This is a genomic window from Stenotrophomonas sp., from assembly GCF_035634915.1.
Classification (GTDB): Bacteria; Pseudomonadota; Gammaproteobacteria; order Xanthomonadales; family Xanthomonadaceae; genus Stenotrophomonas.
Genome location: NZ_DASQCB010000005.1, coordinates 245,715 through 261,404 on the forward strand (window position 1 = coordinate 245,715; position 15,690 = coordinate 261,404).

Annotated in this window: 13 protein-coding genes; 7 read left to right on the top strand and 6 right to left on the bottom strand. The window is 69.5% G+C overall.

What is annotated here, in order from left to right; all coding sequences use genetic code 11:
• Positions 1 to 7: 7 nt before the first annotated feature.
• The 4 genes from VER16_RS05300 to VER16_RS05315 are packed head-to-tail and all read left to right on the top strand — an operon-like array spanning position 8 to position 5,986.
• Positions 8 to 904 carry a DUF58 domain-containing protein gene (locus VER16_RS05300; RefSeq protein WP_324806011.1) on the top strand — a complete coding sequence of 299 codons (897 nt, stop codon included), beginning with the start codon at positions 8 to 10 and terminating at the stop codon, positions 902 to 904.
• Positions 901 to 2,019, top strand: a complete 1,119-nt coding sequence (locus VER16_RS05305) for a BatA domain-containing protein (protein ID WP_324806013.1) — start codon at positions 901 to 903, stop codon at positions 2,017 to 2,019. The genes VER16_RS05300 and VER16_RS05305 overlap by 4 nt, the downstream gene beginning before the upstream one ends.
• Complete coding sequence (locus VER16_RS05310) at positions 2,016 to 4,181, top strand: hypothetical protein (protein ID WP_324806015.1); 2,166 nt, start codon at positions 2,016 to 2,018, stop codon at positions 4,179 to 4,181. The genes VER16_RS05305 and VER16_RS05310 overlap by 4 nt, the downstream gene beginning before the upstream one ends.
• Positions 4,178 to 5,986, top strand: coding sequence for a hypothetical protein (locus VER16_RS05315; protein ID WP_324806017.1), 1,809 nt, complete (start codon positions 4,178 to 4,180; stop codon positions 5,984 to 5,986). The genes VER16_RS05310 and VER16_RS05315 overlap by 4 nt, the downstream gene beginning before the upstream one ends.
• A gap of 85 nt (positions 5,987 to 6,071) precedes the next feature.
• Here the strand turns inward: VER16_RS05315 and VER16_RS05320 are convergent, their stop codons facing one another.
• Together VER16_RS05320 and VER16_RS05325 are read right to left on the bottom strand one after the other, a co-directional pair.
• Positions 6,072 to 6,737, bottom strand: a complete 666-nt coding sequence (locus VER16_RS05320) for a hypothetical protein (RefSeq protein WP_324806018.1) — start codon at positions 6,735 to 6,737, stop codon at positions 6,072 to 6,074.
• A 37-nt stretch (positions 6,738 to 6,774) separates the two neighbouring features.
• Complete coding sequence (locus VER16_RS05325; RefSeq protein WP_324806019.1) at positions 6,775 to 7,272, bottom strand: hypothetical protein; 498 nt, start codon at positions 7,270 to 7,272, stop codon at positions 6,775 to 6,777.
• Between the two features lie 219 nt (positions 7,273 to 7,491).
• Here VER16_RS05325 and VER16_RS05330 point away from each other — a divergent pair, with 219 nt between their 5' ends.
• The 3 genes from VER16_RS05330 to VER16_RS05340 all read left to right on the top strand — a co-directional run bounded on the left by VER16_RS05330 (position 7,492) and on the right by VER16_RS05340 (position 11,408).
• Positions 7,492 to 9,981 (top strand): DEAD/DEAH box helicase, encoded by a 2,490-nt coding sequence (locus tag VER16_RS05330; protein WP_324806021.1) that lies wholly within the window; start codon positions 7,492 to 7,494, stop codon positions 9,979 to 9,981.
• Positions 9,978 to 11,000 carry a ribonuclease H-like domain-containing protein gene (locus VER16_RS05335; RefSeq protein ID WP_324806023.1) on the top strand — a complete coding sequence of 341 codons (1,023 nt, stop codon included), beginning with the start codon at positions 9,978 to 9,980 and terminating at the stop codon, positions 10,998 to 11,000. The genes VER16_RS05330 and VER16_RS05335 overlap by 4 nt, the downstream gene beginning before the upstream one ends.
• 84 nt (positions 11,001 to 11,084) lie before the next feature.
• Positions 11,085 to 11,408, top strand: a complete 324-nt coding sequence (locus VER16_RS05340; RefSeq protein ID WP_324806025.1) for an I78 family peptidase inhibitor — start codon at positions 11,085 to 11,087, stop codon at positions 11,406 to 11,408.
• A 67-nt stretch (positions 11,409 to 11,475) separates the two neighbouring features.
• Here VER16_RS05340 and VER16_RS05345 read toward each other — a convergent pair whose 3' ends face one another.
• From VER16_RS05345 to VER16_RS05360, 4 genes are all read right to left on the bottom strand, one after another.
• Positions 11,476 to 13,380 carry a M56 family metallopeptidase gene (locus VER16_RS05345; RefSeq protein WP_324806027.1) on the bottom strand — a complete coding sequence of 635 codons (1,905 nt, stop codon included), beginning with the start codon at positions 13,378 to 13,380 and terminating at the stop codon, positions 11,476 to 11,478.
• A gap of 3 nt (positions 13,381 to 13,383) precedes the next feature.
• Positions 13,384 to 13,770, bottom strand: coding sequence for a BlaI/MecI/CopY family transcriptional regulator (locus VER16_RS05350; RefSeq protein ID WP_324806029.1), 387 nt, complete (start codon positions 13,768 to 13,770; stop codon positions 13,384 to 13,386).
• A gap of 159 nt (positions 13,771 to 13,929) precedes the next feature.
• Positions 13,930 to 15,054, bottom strand: a complete 1,125-nt coding sequence (locus VER16_RS05355; protein WP_324806031.1) for a DUF6624 domain-containing protein — start codon at positions 15,052 to 15,054, stop codon at positions 13,930 to 13,932.
• 213 nt (positions 15,055 to 15,267) lie between these two features.
• Positions 15,268 to 15,657 (bottom strand): DUF7684 family protein, encoded by a 390-nt coding sequence (locus VER16_RS05360; protein WP_324806033.1) that lies wholly within the window; start codon positions 15,655 to 15,657, stop codon positions 15,268 to 15,270.
• Between the last annotated feature and the right edge of the window lie 33 nt (positions 15,658 to 15,690).

The following is a 15,690-nucleotide window of genomic DNA, read 5'->3' on the forward strand; positions in this document are numbered from 1 at the left end:
AGCAGGCGTGAGCACCGGCACACCGCTGACCCTGCCACCGGAACTGCGTGCGCGCCTGCGCACGTTGCGGCTGCGGCCGCGCCTGGCCAGTGGTAACAACGGCATCGGCCAGCACGCCAGCCGCAGCCGCGGCGCCGGCCTGGAGTTCGCCCAGTACCGCGCCTACGAACCCGGCGACGAACTGCGCCAGATCGACTGGAAGTTGTACGCGCGCTCGGATCGCTTCTTCGTGCGCGAATCCGAACGCGAAAGCCCGATCACCGTCTGGCTGCTGCTCGATGCCACTGCTTCGGCCAGCCAGGCCGACCGCGCAGCGCCGCAGCGCACGCGCCTGGACCACATGCGCGGGCTGGCAGCCTGCCTGGTCGAGCTGGCCCTGCAGCAGGACGATCGTTTCGGCCTGCTGGCGATCAACGGCGATGGCCTGCAGCTGGTACCGGCCGGCAACGGCGCGCGCCAGCGCGACCGCGTGCACCTGCAGCTGCACACGCTGCAGGCGCATGGCAGCTGGCCAACCGCCGACCGCCTGCGCCCGCTGTGGGAGCGCGTGCGCCCCGGCGATCTGCTGCTGGCCATCGGCGATGGCTTCGATGAAGCCAGCATCGTGCTGCTGGAACACCTGGCCAGCGCGCGCCGCGAGGTGATGCTGCTGCAGGTGCTGACCGCCGACGAGCGCGATTTCCCCTTCGATGCCGGCCATCGCTTCCGCGATCCGGAGACCGGCGAGGAACTGCTGGGCGATGGCGCGGCCATCCGTACCGACTACCTGCAGCGCTTCGCTGCCGCACGCAGCGCCCTGCAGGCACGCCTGCAGGCCAGCGCCATCGCTAGCGCCACCGGCTGGCTCGACCAGCCGCTGGACCAGCCGCTGCAGGCGCTGTTCGGCCGCAGGGGCGGCGCATGAACCTGCTGTTCCCGCTGGGCCTGGGCGCACTGGCCGCGTGGCTGCTGCCCCTGCTTATCCACCTGGCGCGGCGCCATCCGTACACGCCGCTGGATTTCGCCGCACTGCGCTGGCTGCGCGCACAGATGCGCCCGCGCCAGCGCATCCGCTTCGATGATTGGCCGCTGCTGCTCGTACGCCTGCTGTTGCTGGCCGCACTGGCGCTGCTGCTGGCGCGCCCGGCCCTGACCGGCAGCGCAGCACCGCCCAGCGCCTGGACCGTGGTCGCGCCCGGGCTGGATGCTGGCGCACTGCGTGGCACCGGCGAAGAGGGTAACTGGCATTGGCTGGCGCCCGGCTTTCCGTCCGTCGAGCAGCCGGCGCCGGCGACACCTGCACCGCTACCGAGCCTGCTGCGCGAACTCGACGCGCAGCTGCCCGCTGGCACCGCGCTGACCGTGCATGTGCCCGACCCGCTGCCTGGTCTCGATGGCGCACGCCTGCAGCTGTCGCGTCCCGTGCAGTGGCAGGCGCATGCCGTGCCCGTTGCCAGCACGCAGGCAACATGGCCCCCGCCACGCCTGCGCGTGCATGCCGAGGCACCGGCCAGCGCGCGGCACTGGATCGGCGCCCTGCAGCGTGCGTGGAGCACCCCGCCTGCCGCCGCCGAGCTGCCTGCCGATACGCTCCCCGCACGCGGCGAGATCGCGGTGTGGGGCCGTTCCGATGCACTGCCGGCAGCCTGGCAGGCCTGGCTGCGCGACGGTGGCAGCGTGATGACCGGGGCCAGGCCTGATGCTGCCGCCAGTGTGGTGCTGCGAAGTGCCGAGGGCGAACCGCTGCTGTGGCAGCAGCGCGTCGGCCAGGGCCGCCTGCTGTCGCTGCCCGGCGAATGGGATGCCGCCCACAACGGTGCGCTGCGTGATGCCCGCTTGCCGCAGGCCCTGCTGCTGGCCCTGCAACCGCCAGCGCCACCGCGCGTGGGCGATGCGCACGATCAGGCACCGCAGCAGGCGGTACTGCCTGCAACCGCCGCCGCACCACGCGAGCCGACACCGTGGCTGCTGCTGGCCATCGTGCTGCTGTTCGCGCTGGAGCGCGGGATGGCCAGCCGCGCAGCGCGGAGGCCGGCATGAACGTATTGCAGCGCCACTGGCAGCGCGCACGTCGCCGCCGCGTCGGCATCACCGTGCTGCTTGGCCTGCCGTGGGCGCTGGCCGCCACCGCGCTGGCCCTGCGCCTGGCCGGCTTCGATGCCGCCTGCGTGGTCGGCACGCTGGCCCTGCTTGCCTGCGCCGGTGTGGCCGTCGCGCGGGCGCGGCAGTTGGACCGGCGCTGGCTGCAGCGGCAGCTCGATGGCAGCGGCCGCAGCGAGGACAGCGCCGACCTGCTGTTTGCCGACGTCGCCCGCCTCAACCCGTTGCAGCAGCGCCAGCGCGCGCATGTGCTGGCCACGCTGGAACGCACGATGCCGGACCTGCGCCCGCGCTGGCCGCGCGCCGCACTGGCGCTGTGCTGGGCCGGAGGGCTGGCCATCGCCCTGCTCGCGCTGGGCTGGCCACGCAGCGCGGGCGTCTCCGCAGGCATCGGTGCTGCGACAACGGCGCCCATGCCAGTGGCCGGTCCGCTGCAGCTGCAGTCCACCCGCCTGCAGATCGATGCACCGGCGTACACCGGCCAGGCCACGCTCACCCAGAACGCACTGGACGCCAAGGTGGCCGCGGACAGCCGGCTGTCGTGGTCGCTGCGTTTCGACCGCGCGCCCAGCAAGGCATGGCTGCAGTTCCACGACGGGCGACAGCTGCCGCTGCGCGAGCACGATGGCCAATGGCAGGCGCAGGACGTGGCCCGCGCGCCGGTGCTGTACCGCGTGGTCAGCGAGCCCGCCCTGGCCAGCACCCGCCTGTACCGGCTGGACGTGGTGGCCGACCGCGCGCCCAGCGTGCGCGTGCTGGAACCGGCTGCCAGCCTGGTGCTGGGCACGCCAGGGCAGCGGCAGTGGGCGCTGCGCTTCGAAGCCAGCGATGACTACGGCGTGGCCGCGCAGGCAACGCTGTCGATCACCACCACCCAGGGCAGTGGCGAAAACATCACCTTCGTGCAGCGCAGCGTCACCCTTGCCGGCAGCGGCGAACCCACCGCGCGGCGCTTCGCCCACACCCTCGATCTGGCAGCACTCGGCGCGCAGCCCGGCAACGATGTCATCGCCCAGCTGGAAGTACGCGACAACCATGCACCCACCGCGCAGACCGGGCGCAGCAGCAGCGTGATCCTGCGCCTGCCGACCACCGAAGTCGCGCTCGGTGCCGAACTGGAAGGCCGCATCAAGAAGACCCTGCCCGCCTACTTCCGCAGCCAGCGGCAGATCATCATCGATGCCGAGGCGCTGATCCGCCAACGCCGCAGCCTGGCCGCCGATGACTTCATCAAGCGCAGCGATGCCATCGGCGTCGACCAGCGCATCCTGCGCCTGCGCTATGGCCAGTTCCTCGGCGAGGAAAGCGAAGGCGGCGCGAAGCCGCCGCCGACCAGCGACCTGCCCACCAGCGATGCACCCACGGCGGACGCGCACGATCACGACGACGACCACGGACATGCGCAGGCCGGCGCGCATGACGACCACGATCATGACCACGGCGGTACCGCCGGCAACGCCGACACGCCACCGGTGTTCGGCAGCGCCACCGACGTGCTGTCCGAGTATGGCCACACCCACGACCACGCCGAGGCCGCCACCCTGCTCGACCCGCAGACCCGCGCCACGCTGAAGGCCGCGCTGGACCAGATGTGGTCGTCCGAGGGCGAGCTGCGTCAGGGCCGCCCGGAGCAGGCGCTGCCGTTCGCCTACAAGGCGCTGGCCTTCATCAAGCAGGTGCAGCAGGCCGAGCGCATCTACCTGGCCCGCGTCGGCCCGGAACTGCCGCCGATCGACGAAGGCCGACGGCTGGGCGGCGACCGCGCAGGACTGGCCAGCCGCGAGCTGCCGCTGGCCGCGCGCACGCCGCCGGACCCGGCCATCGTCGAGGCCTGGCAGCGGCTGGGCGACGGTGATGGCACGCCTGACCTGGACGCTTTGGCCACGTGGCAGCAGCGCAACGCCGCCTTCCTGCCCGATGCTCTCGACCTTGCCGCCGCCATTGAACAGCTGCGCATCGAACCAGACTGCAGCGACTGCCGCCAGCGCCTGCGCGCACAGCTGTGGCGCGCCCTGCAGCGGCCGCTGCCGCAGGTGATGCGGCGCACGGCCACCGATGCAATGGGCCAGCGTTACCTCGATGCGCTGGAGGTACAGCCATGAATGCCACTGCCTTGAACCTGTGGCTGGCCGTGGCCCTGGCGCTCATCGTCATCCTCGCCAGCGTCCTGCAGCTGCGTGCGCCCACCGCCCATCGCGGCCGGCGCGCGGCACGGCTGGTGCTGCAGGCCATCGCCGCCGTGCTGCTGTACTTCTGCCTGCTGCCGCCCAGCCAGCAGCTGCCGGCGGACGGCCTGGTGGTGCTCACTGCCGATGCGGCTGCTGCCGGCGCGTTGCCGGCCAGCGACGGCCCCCCGCTGCTGTTGCCGGAGGCGGCAGATGTGCCGGGCGGCCGGCGCGTGCCTGATCTGGCCACGGCGCTGCGCCAGTACCCGGCCTCCACGTTGACCCTGGTCGGCGCCGGCCTGGCCGCGCGTGACCGCGACGCTGTGCTGCCGGCGAACCTGCGCTGGCAGGCCTCGCCTGCGCCGCGTGGCTGGATCGCGCTGCAACCACCGGCCGACGCCGCACCCGGTGCGCGCTTCGAGGTGCACGCGCAGGCACACGGTGTCACCGCTGGCCGGGCCGAGCTGCTGGACCCGGCCGACACCGTGGTTGATCGCGTGGACGTGGCCGCCGATGGCCGCGTGCAGCTCAGCGGCATTGCCCGCGCGCCCGGCCGCAGCGTGTTCCATCTGCGCCTGCTGGATGCGCAGGCCCATGTGCTGGACAGCGTGCCGGTGCCGCAGCAGACACTGGCGGCCGCACCGCTGCGCCTGCTGGTGCGTGCCAGCGCACCCGGCCCGGAACTGAAGTACCTGCGCCGCTGGGCCACCGATGCCGGCCTGCGCGTGCAGGTGCAGGCCGATACCGGTGCCGGGCTCAGCGTGGGCGATGGCACGGTGGCGGTGGATGCGGCCGCACTGGCGCGCAGCGATCTTCTGCTGCTGGACGAGCGCAGCCTGGCGGCGTTGAGCGCGGGGCAAGTGGCGGCGGTGCACCAGGCGCTACGTGATGGTCTTGGCGTACTGGTCCGCAGTGGCGGTGCACCCTCGGCCAGCGCGCGCCAGCGCCTGCGCGATCTCGGTCTGCCGCTGCAGGGCGATGGCAGCAGCCACGCCGTCGAGCTGCCGGGTGATGGCGAGAGCGCGATGCTCGCCGCACGTCGCGGCCCCATGGACTCGGCCACCCTGCCCACCGCCGACGGCGAAGCGGCCGACCGCAGTTCGCACAGTGCGGCGCTGCCTTCGCTGGAAGCCTTGGATCTGCAGGCGACCGATAGCGCCGCCCTGCTGCACGACCGCGCAGGACAGGCACTCGGTGGCTGGCGCAGCGTCGGCAAAGGCCGCATCGGCCTGCTGCCGATCACCGACAGCTGGCGTTGGGTGCTGGCCGGTCGCGATGATCGCCACGGCGAACTGTGGAGCGGTGTGATGGCGACGATGGTCCGCGCGCAGCCCGGCACGGACGCGCTGTGGTCACCGCAGGCGCAGGCGTGGGCCGGCGAGCGTGTCGCCCTGTGCGCCGTGCTGGCACCGCTGCAGGCGTTCGACGCGAAGGGCGCGGGCGTGCCACTGGTGGTCGATGGCACTACCTCGTCGATGCGCTGCGCCGGCTGGTGGCCGCGCACGGCAGGCTGGCATCGCCTGCAGCACGGTGACGCGACCCTCTGGCGCTATGTGTTCGACCCGAAGGCTGCGACCGTCCTGCACCGGCAGTCGATGATGGACGCAACGACGCAGGCACTGGCAACGGCCGCACCCGCCAGCAGCGCAGCGATGCAGCCGATGCCCGGCTCACGCTGGCCGTGGTGGCTGGCCTTCGTGCTGTGCGCATCGCTGCTGTGGTGGTTGGAGCGGCGCAGATGAAAACCGGGGTCAGATCCCGTTCGCCCGCGAAAGGGCTCTGACCCTGCCGCATGCATCGCCGACAGCATCCACGCATGGCGTGGATCTACTTGCGCCGGTACACGCCGTTGAAGCGGACATTCATGCCGCCACATTCGCTGTTGTCCGACACCACCAGCACATCGCCCAGCAACTGCGCGTGCACGGTGCAGCTGTCCTCGACGAAGTCCACCTGGCTGCCACGCGGCGTCGCCTGCGCTTCCACCTGGCCCAGGTTCGGACCATACGGGCGCTGTTCCGGGGTGGGGTTGGCCGAGGGCCAGTAGGCATCGCCTTCGACATGAAGCTGACCGCCGCCCACGGAGATGCTCAGGCCGTTGTCGCCATCCTTCCAGTCGCCGGCCCAGTCTTTCAGCGATGGCGTCGCCACCGGCAGCGGCTGCAGCTTGCTGCGGTCCACCCAGCCGGCACTGCCGCCCACCTTGTTCGGAAAGAACGCGCAGCGATAGGGGCCGAGGTCGCGGCCGGTCACCAGCGTATCGCCGCTGACCACATAGCTGCGCTGGCGGCAGGCGGGCTCGCCCTTGGCCGGGCAGCCGTCCATGTCGCCCAGCAGGTACAGGCGCGACGTGCCCACCACCTTGGCAACGGCGAAATCCGATTGTGCGGACGGAAAGGCGCCGTTACGGCATGAGCCGTCGTCAGCCAGGTCGCTGGCTGCAGCGGCCAGCGGGCTCAGCGTGGCAAGCAGAAAGAAGGAGCGCAGCAGCATCCAGGCAGCCTCGGGGCGAAAGACAGCAGGATACCGCCTACTTTCCCGCCGACGCACCGCAGCCATCCTGCTGCTCGCAGAACTGCAGCGCACGCCGCTGCTGCTCGGCACTCAGCTCCGGCGGCGGCCGGGCGATGGCGGCCTGGATCTGGTCCGGTCCACCGGTAAGTTTGTTCAGGCCCTTGCCAGCGGCGGTCAGGCCTTTCACCACGCCCATCATGATGTAGCCGCCACTCAAGCTCACCTGCTCGGGCGAGGGCGGCTCGCTCCAGTCACGGCTGAAGCGGTTGTCGCCGAACTTCACCGGATTCTTGAAGCGGTACAGGTCCAGCGGCTCGTCATCGTCAGGCTTGATGGCACGCACTTCGCCCAGGGTGGTCACCGCCCCCTGTGACGGCGCGGCGGCATCGGCGGCCGGTACTTCGATTGCCGGCGCCGGCTCGGGCGGCGGTGCGGCCTGCTGCGCGTGCGCGGTGACAGCCAGCATCATGCCGGCCAGAAGTGCTCCCTGCAGTTCCCGTCGTGCCACAGCCATTGCCCTGTCTGTTGCGTCCAATACACGAGGATACGCACCGCGGCTTCAGATTTCGTTTGCCCGGGTTCGGCCGTTCAGCCCGCGATGGCCACTACCGTGCAGTGCGCCAGCAGGCCAGCGTACTGAATGGTTTACTGCATCCCGGCACGTTGTCTCACACCCTGAGACCCATCTGTGGTGCCATGTGACCCCTCGCAATCCGTCCTGGCTCCCTCTTCCATGGCCTACGAACTCGCCAAGCGCACCGCCGACGCCGAGCAGAAGCTCGCCACCCGCGATGGTCTGCCCGCGCGCGACGGTGCCCTGCTCAGTGCGCGCCTGCAGCGCCGCTACCACGACCGCATCACCGGCAGCTTCGCCATTCCGGGCCGCGAAGGCCGCTACGCGCCCATTCCCGAGTCGGTGCCGCCGGCGCTGGCCGCCGCACTGAAGGCACGCGGCATCGAGCAGCTGTACAGCCACCAGGCCGAGGCATGGGACGCCAGCCAGCGCGGCGAACACGTGGCCATCGTCACCCCCACCGCCAGCGGCAAGTCGCTGTGCTACACCCTGCCAGTGGTCAGTGCAGCCATGCAGGACAAGGCCAAGGCGCTGTACCTGTTCCCGACCAAGGCGCTGGCCCAGGACCAGGTGGCCGAACTGCTGGAACTCAACCGTGCCGGCGACCTCGGCGTGAAGGCCTTCACCTTCGACGGCGACACCCCCGGCGATGCGCGCCAGGCCATCCGCCTGCACGGTGACATCGTGGTGTCCAACCCGGACATGCTGCACCAGGCCATCCTGCCGCACCACACCAAGTGGGCGCAGTTCTTCGAGAACCTGCGCTACATCGTCATCGACGAAGTGCACACCTACCGCGGCGTGTTCGGCAGCCACGTCACCAACGTGCTGCGCCGCCTCAAACGCATCTGCGCGTTCTATGGCGTGCAACCGCAGTTCATCCTGTGCTCGGCCACCATCGGCAACCCGCAGGCGCACGCCGAAGCGCTGATCGAAGCCCCGGTCACCGCCATCACCGAATCCGGCGCGCCCAGCGGGCCCAAGCAGGTGCTGCTGTGGAATCCGCCGGTGATCAACCCGGACCTGGGCCTGCGTGCCTCGGCACGTTCGCAGAGCAACCGCATCGCGCGCATCGCGATCAAATCCGGGCTGAAGACCCTGGTGTTCGCGCAGACACGCCTGATGGTGGAAGTGCTGACCAAGTACCTGAAGGACATCTTCGACCACGACCCGCGCAAGCCAGCGCGCATCCGCGCCTACCGCGGTGGCTACCTGCCCACCGAACGCCGCGAGACCGAGCGTGCGATGCGCGCGGGCAACATCGACGGCATCGTCAGCACCTCGGCGCTGGAGCTGGGCGTGGATATCGGCAGCCTCGACGTGGTCATCCTCAACGGCTATCCGGGCAGCGTTGCCGCCACTTGGCAGCGCTTCGGCCGTGCCGGTCGCCGCCAGCAACCCGCGCTGGGGGTGATGGTGGCCAGCTCGCAGCCGCTGGACCAGTACGTGGTGCGGCATCCGGATTTCTTCGCCGAGGCTTCGCCCGAACACGCGCGCATCGCCCCGGACCAGCCGCTGATCCTGTTCGACCACATCCGCTGTGCCGCCTTCGAACTGCCGTTCCGGGTCGGCGATGGCTTCGGCCCGATCGATCCGGACGTGTTCCTGGAAGCGCTGGCCGAAACCGAAGTCATCCACCGCGAAGGCGAGCGCTGGGAATGGATCGCCGACAGTTATCCGGCCAACGCGGTCAGCCTGCGCGCGGTGGCCGATGGCAACTTCGTGGTGGTCGACCGCAGCGATGGCCGCCAGCAGATCATCGCCGAAGTGGATTACTCCGCCGCCGCGCTCACGCTCTACGAAGGTGCCATCCACATGGTGCAGTCCACCCCGTACCAGGTGGAAACGCTGGACTGGGAAGGCCGCAAGGCCTACGTCACGCGCACGCATGTGGACTACTACACAGACAGCATCGACTTCACCAAGCTCAAGGTGCTGGACCGCTTCGATGGTGGCGTGGCCGGGCGGGGCGATTCGCACCACGGCGAAGTGCACGTGGTGCGCCGCGTGGCCGGCTACAAGAAGATCCGCTACTACACGCACGAGAACATCGGCTACGGCCCGGTCAACCTGCCCGACCAGGAGCTGCACACCACCGCCGTGTGGTGGCAGCTGCCGCAGACGCTGCTGCTGCGCGCGTTTGCCAGCAAGCAGGATGCGCTGGATGGCTTCCTCGGTGCCGCGTACGCGCTGCACATCGTCGCCACCGTGGCGGTGATGGCCGATGCGCGTGACCTGCAGAAGTCGGTCGGCAACGGCGATGGTTCCTGGTTCGCGGTCGCCGACCAGACCGGTCGTGGCCAGCTGCGCGGCGGCGAAGGTGATCCCGGCATCGTCGAGCTGCTGCAGGAATTCGTGCCGACGGTGTACCTGTACGACAACTTCCCCGGTGGCGTCGGCCTCAGCGAACCGCTGTGGCAGCGTCAGGCCGAACTGGTGCAGCGCGCGCGCGAGCTGGTGCAGCGCTGCGACTGCAAGGCCGGCTGCCCCGCCTGCGTCGGCCCGGTGCTGGCCGCGCAGGAAGAGGATGACACCTCGCCGCGCGCGTTGGCGCTGCGCGTGCTCGACCTATTTGACGCCGAAGCCTGCCAGCACGTGCACGACGTGGTGGTGACCCCGCGCGACCCGATGGAGCTGCTGGCACCGTGAGCCTGAGCCTGGACAAGCTGCGCCTGCTGCGGAAGCAGGCCGGCGACCCGAAGGCGAGCACGCCGTCCGTGCCCGAGCCGCTACCCGCAGCGCCGGCCCCGGTGGCCGCCAACGATGCGCGGCAGCCTGCGGCCGAGCGTTCGGTGTTTGCCTGGGTGGAGCAGGAGATCCGCCACAAGCCGACCGGTGCGGCGGCACCTGCCTCGGCGCCGGCCGCGCTGCGCCGGCCTGAAGTGGGCGGCCTGCACCGCCTGCTCGGCCTGCGCACACGCGGTGGTGCTGCGCCAGCACGGGCCAGCGCGCAGGACCGGCAACTGCCCGGCGAGGAAATCGCGCCCGGCCTGTTCCTGATCGAATCGCTGCAGCCCCAGGCGATTCCCCCGCAGCCGTTGTCGTTGGATTTCGCCCGCCGCGACGGCGAGCACGTGGCCGCACGCGACCTGCTGTTCTTCGATACCGAAACCACGGGCCTGGCCGGTGGCACCGGTACCCGCGCCTTCATGATCGGTGCCGCCGACTGGCATGCCTGCCCACAGCGCGGCGAAGGCCTGCGCATCCGTCAGCTGCTGATGTCCACCATGGCTGCCGAGGACGCGATGCTGGCCACCTTTGCCAGCTGGCTGCGGCCGTCCACCGTGTTCTGCAGCTACAACGGCCGCAGCTACGATGCGCCGCTGCTGAAGGCCCGCTACCGGCTGGCCCGGCAGCGCGATCCGATCACCGCACTGGACCATGTGGACCTGCTCTACCCCACGCGCCGCCGTTATCGCGGCAGCTGGGAGAACTGCAAGCTGTCCACCATCGAACGGCAGCTGCTGCGTGTGGTGCGCGAGGATGACCTGCCCGGTTCGGAAGCCCCCGCTGCGTGGCTGCGTTACCTGCGCGGCGGCGATGCAGTGAACCTGCGCCGCGTGGCCGACCACAACCACCAGGACGTGGTGACCCTGGCCCTGCTGCTGCAGCGGCTGATCCGCGAGGAACAGCGCGAGCGCGAAACGCTGGCGCTGGTGCAGCGCTAGCCAGGCGCGGGTTCAGGCGGCGTTGACACCACTGACACGCGCAGCGGCGACACTGCCCGCTGTCCCCTCACCGGAGCCGTGCCCATGCGCCCTACAACCCTGTTGCTGCTGGCCAGCATCCTGCCGCTGGCGGCCTGCAGCCATGCCGGTACCAACAGCACCGCCGACACAGCCCCCCTGCCGCCCAAGGGCGCCGAGGGCACGCATGAGTGCCGTCCCGAGGCGCTGGAAGCCTTCACCGGCAAGCCCGCTGATGAGGCCACGATCAAGAAGCTGGTGGCTGACAGCGGCGCCCGCAACGCGCGGATGGTGAAGCCCGGCATGGCGGTGACGATGGATTTCCGCCAGGACCGGGTGACCGTGCACGTGGACGAACAGAATAGGATCGAACGCGCCAGCTGCGGTTGATGGTGCCGGCCAGCGGCTGGCACTACCCCATCTACTGGTAGTGCCGGCCGCTGGCCGGCAAGCCGTATCAGAGCTGCTGGGCCTTGCCACTGGCCATCGCGCGGGCGATCACCTGCTTCACCTGTGCAGAGGCCTGCGCCTGCACACGGGCCTGCTGTTCGCCCAACGCCGCCTGCTGGTTGCCCAGCGCCGCCTGGCGCAGGCCCAGCTGGGCCTGCTGGTCGGCCAGCTCGCTGATGTCCTTGCTGTGCGCGTCCTGCACGGCCTGCGCTTCGCGCATGGCCAGGCGCGCTTCGGCAGCCGCCTGGCGGGCAATCGCGGCGTCATCCATCGAGCCGCTTACCGCCCTGGCCGCTTCGGCCGCGGCCTGGCGGTTGATGTCGGTTTCGCGCAGGGCCTTGCTGGCGGCCTGCGTTGCTGCGCGGCTGATTTCCCGGGCGTGCACGGCCTGCCTGCGGCCCAGTTCACCCTGCTGGCGACCCAGTGCACCCTGCTCACGGCCAAGCTGGCCCTGCTGGCGACCCAGTTCGGCCGACTGCGCATAGACGCGCTGCAGCGGTTCGATCAGCGCGAGGTCACGTACGGCGTAGCGCTTGTTGCCTTCGCGGAACCACAGCACCGGGCCATCGCGGCCGACATCATGGCGAGCCTGCTTGATGTCATCGATGGTGGCGTTGGCATAGCTGCGGCCGTGGTCGATGAGGACGTGGCCACGCTCCAGATCGTTGCTGAGGTGGAGCTGGCCCACGGTGGTATAGCTGTCGTCGCCCTCATCGTCGTCGAGGTCGGGAGCCGGGGGAGCCGGAGGTGCTGGCGGCGCAGCAGGGGCGGCCGGCGGCGTTGGCATCACCACGTGGGTGGCGGTAGCAGGCACGGCGGGTGCCGCCGGTGCGGCCGGAGGCGGCGGTGGTGTGGGTGGCGTCGGCGGAATCGGAGCAGCGACCAGACGCATCGGCGCCACACCCACCGCCAGCACCAGGGCGGTCAGTCCCATGGCCAACAGGCGCGGGCAGGCACGACGCGGCTGCAGGCTCAGCAGGCGACGCTTCAGGCTGGTGGTGCTCGGCGCGGCACTGGCCACGCCCAGGTGCGGCTGCGGCGCCACACCCAGCTGCAGCAGCAGGCGGCCATAGGCATGGCGGCTGGCACCGTGCTGACCAACCACTGCCGCATCCACCGCTTCCTCGCGGGCCTGTGCATATTCGCGCACGGCCAGGCGCAGCAGCGGGTGGAAGAAGAACAGGTGCTGGGCCAGCGCAGGCAGCAGGCCCCACTGCAGGTCACGGCGCTGCATGTGCTGCAGCTCGTGGGTCAGTGCCAGATCCAGCGCATCGCCCTGCAGGGCATTGGCACCGGCCGGCAGCAGCAGCACCGGGCGCAGCGGACCCACCAGCTGCGGCGCGTCCACCTGTTCGCTCATCCACAGGCGCGGGGCGCGGCGCAGGCCGTGGGCATCCGCGGCCAGCTGCAGCGCCTGCACCAGTGCGGCATCTTCGCAGGGATGGGAGGCCGCCAGCAGCGCGCGGCACTGGCGCCACTCGCCGAAGGTACGCCAGGCCATCAGCAGCACGCCGGACAGCCACAGCGCGGCCAGCGCCATCGCCCACCAGGCCATCGGCGATACGCCGCTGCCCATCGACGCGGCAATGTCAGGGGCCTGGTTGATCGGCGCGGTGGCCAGCAGATTCGCCGAGAGTTCCGGCGCCACCGGATGGATCGCATCGGCGGCCAGATCGGTGGCGCTCATCGCCACGGCCTGCGGCGCCGGCAGCCAGGCGAGCTGCAGCGGCTGGCTCCAGAACAGGCCCAGCACCGCCTGCAGCGACACCAGCCACCACAGGCGGCAGCGGGTGCTGGCCGACAGCGAGGGCAAGGCGCGGCAGAGGCCGTACACCAGAGCCACCAGCAGCACGGTCTGCAGGCTGGTCCAACCCAGGCGTTCCAACAGCGGAATCAGCATCGTGGTGTCCATGGCTCAGCCCTCGTGGCGACGCGATTGAAGTTGGGCGACCAGTGCTTCCAGTTCGGCCAACTCGTTGTCACTGACTTCCTGACGCTGCGACAGGTAGGCCACGAACGGCGACACCGAGCCCTGCAGGGTGTTGTCGACGAACTGGGCCACAGCACCCTGCAGCACGCTTTCCGGGCCGCGCGTGGCCTGGTAGCGGTAGACGCCGTCCTGCTGCTCGCGCTGAAGATACCCCTTGGCACGCAGCCGCTCCATCATCGTCAGCACGGTGGAACGGGCCAGCCCGCGGGCCTCGCCGTAGCCACTGGCGACCTCGCCGACACTGGCCGGCGCATGTTCATCGATGTACTGCAGCAGGGCCAGTTCCTGGTCCCCGATGGTCTTGCCACGCATGACACCACTCCATTGACTACACGTGTAGCTACTGTCGATGTGACGACACGTGTAGTCAACCCCCCGGAAGTCATGGGCCGACGAACGGTAGGGGCCCAGGCGCCCCAGAAATCTGCGACGGGCGAACTTTGGACGGTGGAAACATCAACCAGACGCCGTTCACGGCCGCTCGGCGTTGGCACTGTCAAGCATCGCCTGATAGGGGCCCAGTGCCATCTGCAGGCGACGCTTGTCCAAGCCTTCAATATCGGACGTTGGCAGCAGCACGTACTTGCCGTTCTGGAGGGTCATCTGTGTGCCGTAGCGTTGCGGCTCGCCGGCAGCCAATGACACACGATCAGCCAACATGGCGTACTGACGACGCGACATCCCGCGTGACGTCATCAAGGGCGTGGCCAGTTCCAGCGCCCGCTTCTGGAACGCTGGATCCTCATCCGCGTGCTGGACCAGGAGGAAGGCCGTGGAGACACCATCAATGCCCACCATGTCCCGCGTCGGAAAGCCTACGTCTTCGAATACCTGCTTGATCCTTCGCAGGCCTTCTCGATCGGAGGCAGCGATCGCTTCCTTGAGCAGCTCGACCTGTGCTGAATCACCTTTGCTGCGCGCAGCGCTAAGGGCTGTGCGCAAGGACTGATCGGGCTGGATCAGCTCACCGAGCAGCGTCCGGATGTCGGGCCGGGTGTACGTCGCCGGTGGCTGTGACAAAGTCGCTTCGTAGTCGATGCCGCCCGAGGCCAGTTCCTCCTCCAGGCTGGGAAGACCATAGAAGTCACGGAAGAACAGCAGAGCGCCCAACGAGGCTACTGGCGGATCAACCGTAGACACATCATCGATCCGCTGCTGCAGGGTTCCGTACAGTTGGCTGGAATCGTGGGAAGCGTAGATGCGATCCGCAAGTCGTGCATAGATTGCAGGACGGATGTCGTCGCCGACCTGTTGATCCAGAACGCGGAGCATGTACTTCTGGAACTCAAAATCCAGGCCAGAGCGCTCCAGCAGCTTGCCGGCCGCATCAATCAGGGCCGGGCCCGAGGTGGGATAGGTGGGCCAGCCCTGCTCGACCAGCACCGCCTTGAATGCATCCAGTTCATCGCGATGCAGCATTCGGCCATCAGAGTTTCTCTCGAGCTCCAGTACCTGGTCGCGTGAATGCTCCGGGTAAGAGCTTTTTCCATCAAGGCCGATGTCAAACGTGCCTGCTGCCGTGCAGAAGGGTGCGAAAGCCAGCAGCAGCGCGAGGAGGCTGGTCAAACGGCTGGAGGGTCTGCCGAGGTTGATCATCGTGCAGCGCCTGCAATGGGAGCCACCGCTTCCAGCCTGACTGGACCTTGGGAGAACTTTCTCTTTCCGTTCAATTCCATTGAATGCGAGCTCCGTTGTGATCTTCCATGTAGCGTTTCCGTCAGGTGGGCCGAGTATGCAGCTCCTGCGTGCCAACCCGCAGCGGTTCGTTCCGCGCATCGCCGATCTTTATGCGCCTGCTGCAACAGCGCCCTAAACATCTGCAAGCACGCGCGCCCGGTCGGCCACCCCAGCAACATGCAACACCAGAGTGTGCGGCAGCTCCAGCGCAGGGTGCTGGGCAATGGCGCAGAACGCGAACACCTCCGCCAGGGTGTCATGATCATGCCAAGTGGTCATCACGAAGTCGGCGCCCTCGCCCTCCAGCGATGCCATGTCCACCGCATCATCCCAACCGCTGCAGTTGATGCCCCAGGCCATCATGTAGCGGCATCCGCTGCGCACCAGCCAGTCGCTCACCCGCGCCTGCCAGTCCGCCTCCACGGCGACTTCGGCAGCAACAATGGCGCGGTAAGGGATGCAGGCCCGCTCGGGCGGTATCGCGCCCGGCGGCAACCACAGGTATTCAACGGTGCCGTCCATGCCCCCACCCTCTGTTCGCGTGCGCCGAGGATA

Excerpts from the sequence above, each read along its gene's own strand:
- VER16_RS05305 (WP_324806013.1), top strand. The coding sequence starts at position 901 with ATGAACCTGCTGTTCCCGCTGGGCCTGGGCGCACTGGCCGCGTGGCTG.
- VER16_RS05310 (WP_324806015.1), top strand. The coding sequence starts at position 2,016 with ATGAACGTATTGCAGCGCCACTGGCAGCGCGCACGTCGCCGCCGCGTC.
- VER16_RS05315 (WP_324806017.1), top strand. The coding sequence starts at position 4,178 with ATGAATGCCACTGCCTTGAACCTGTGGCTGGCCGTGGCCCTGGCGCTC.
- VER16_RS05320 (WP_324806018.1), bottom strand. The coding sequence starts at position 6,737 with ATGCTGCTGCGCTCCTTCTTTCTGCTTGCCACGCTGAGCCCGCTGGCC.
- VER16_RS05325 (WP_324806019.1), bottom strand. The coding sequence starts at position 7,272 with ATGGCTGTGGCACGACGGGAACTGCAGGGAGCACTTCTGGCCGGCATG.
- VER16_RS05330 (WP_324806021.1), top strand. The coding sequence starts at position 7,492 with ATGGCCTACGAACTCGCCAAGCGCACCGCCGACGCCGAGCAGAAGCTC.
- VER16_RS05340 (WP_324806025.1), top strand. The coding sequence starts at position 11,085 with ATGCGCCCTACAACCCTGTTGCTGCTGGCCAGCATCCTGCCGCTGGCG.
- VER16_RS05345 (WP_324806027.1), bottom strand. The coding sequence starts at position 13,380 with ATGGACACCACGATGCTGATTCCGCTGTTGGAACGCCTGGGTTGGACC.
- VER16_RS05350 (WP_324806029.1), bottom strand. The coding sequence starts at position 13,770 with ATGCGTGGCAAGACCATCGGGGACCAGGAACTGGCCCTGCTGCAGTAC.
- VER16_RS05355 (WP_324806031.1), bottom strand. The coding sequence starts at position 15,054 with ATGATCAACCTCGGCAGACCCTCCAGCCGTTTGACCAGCCTCCTCGCG.
- VER16_RS05360 (WP_324806033.1), bottom strand. The coding sequence starts at position 15,657 with ATGGACGGCACCGTTGAATACCTGTGGTTGCCGCCGGGCGCGATACCG.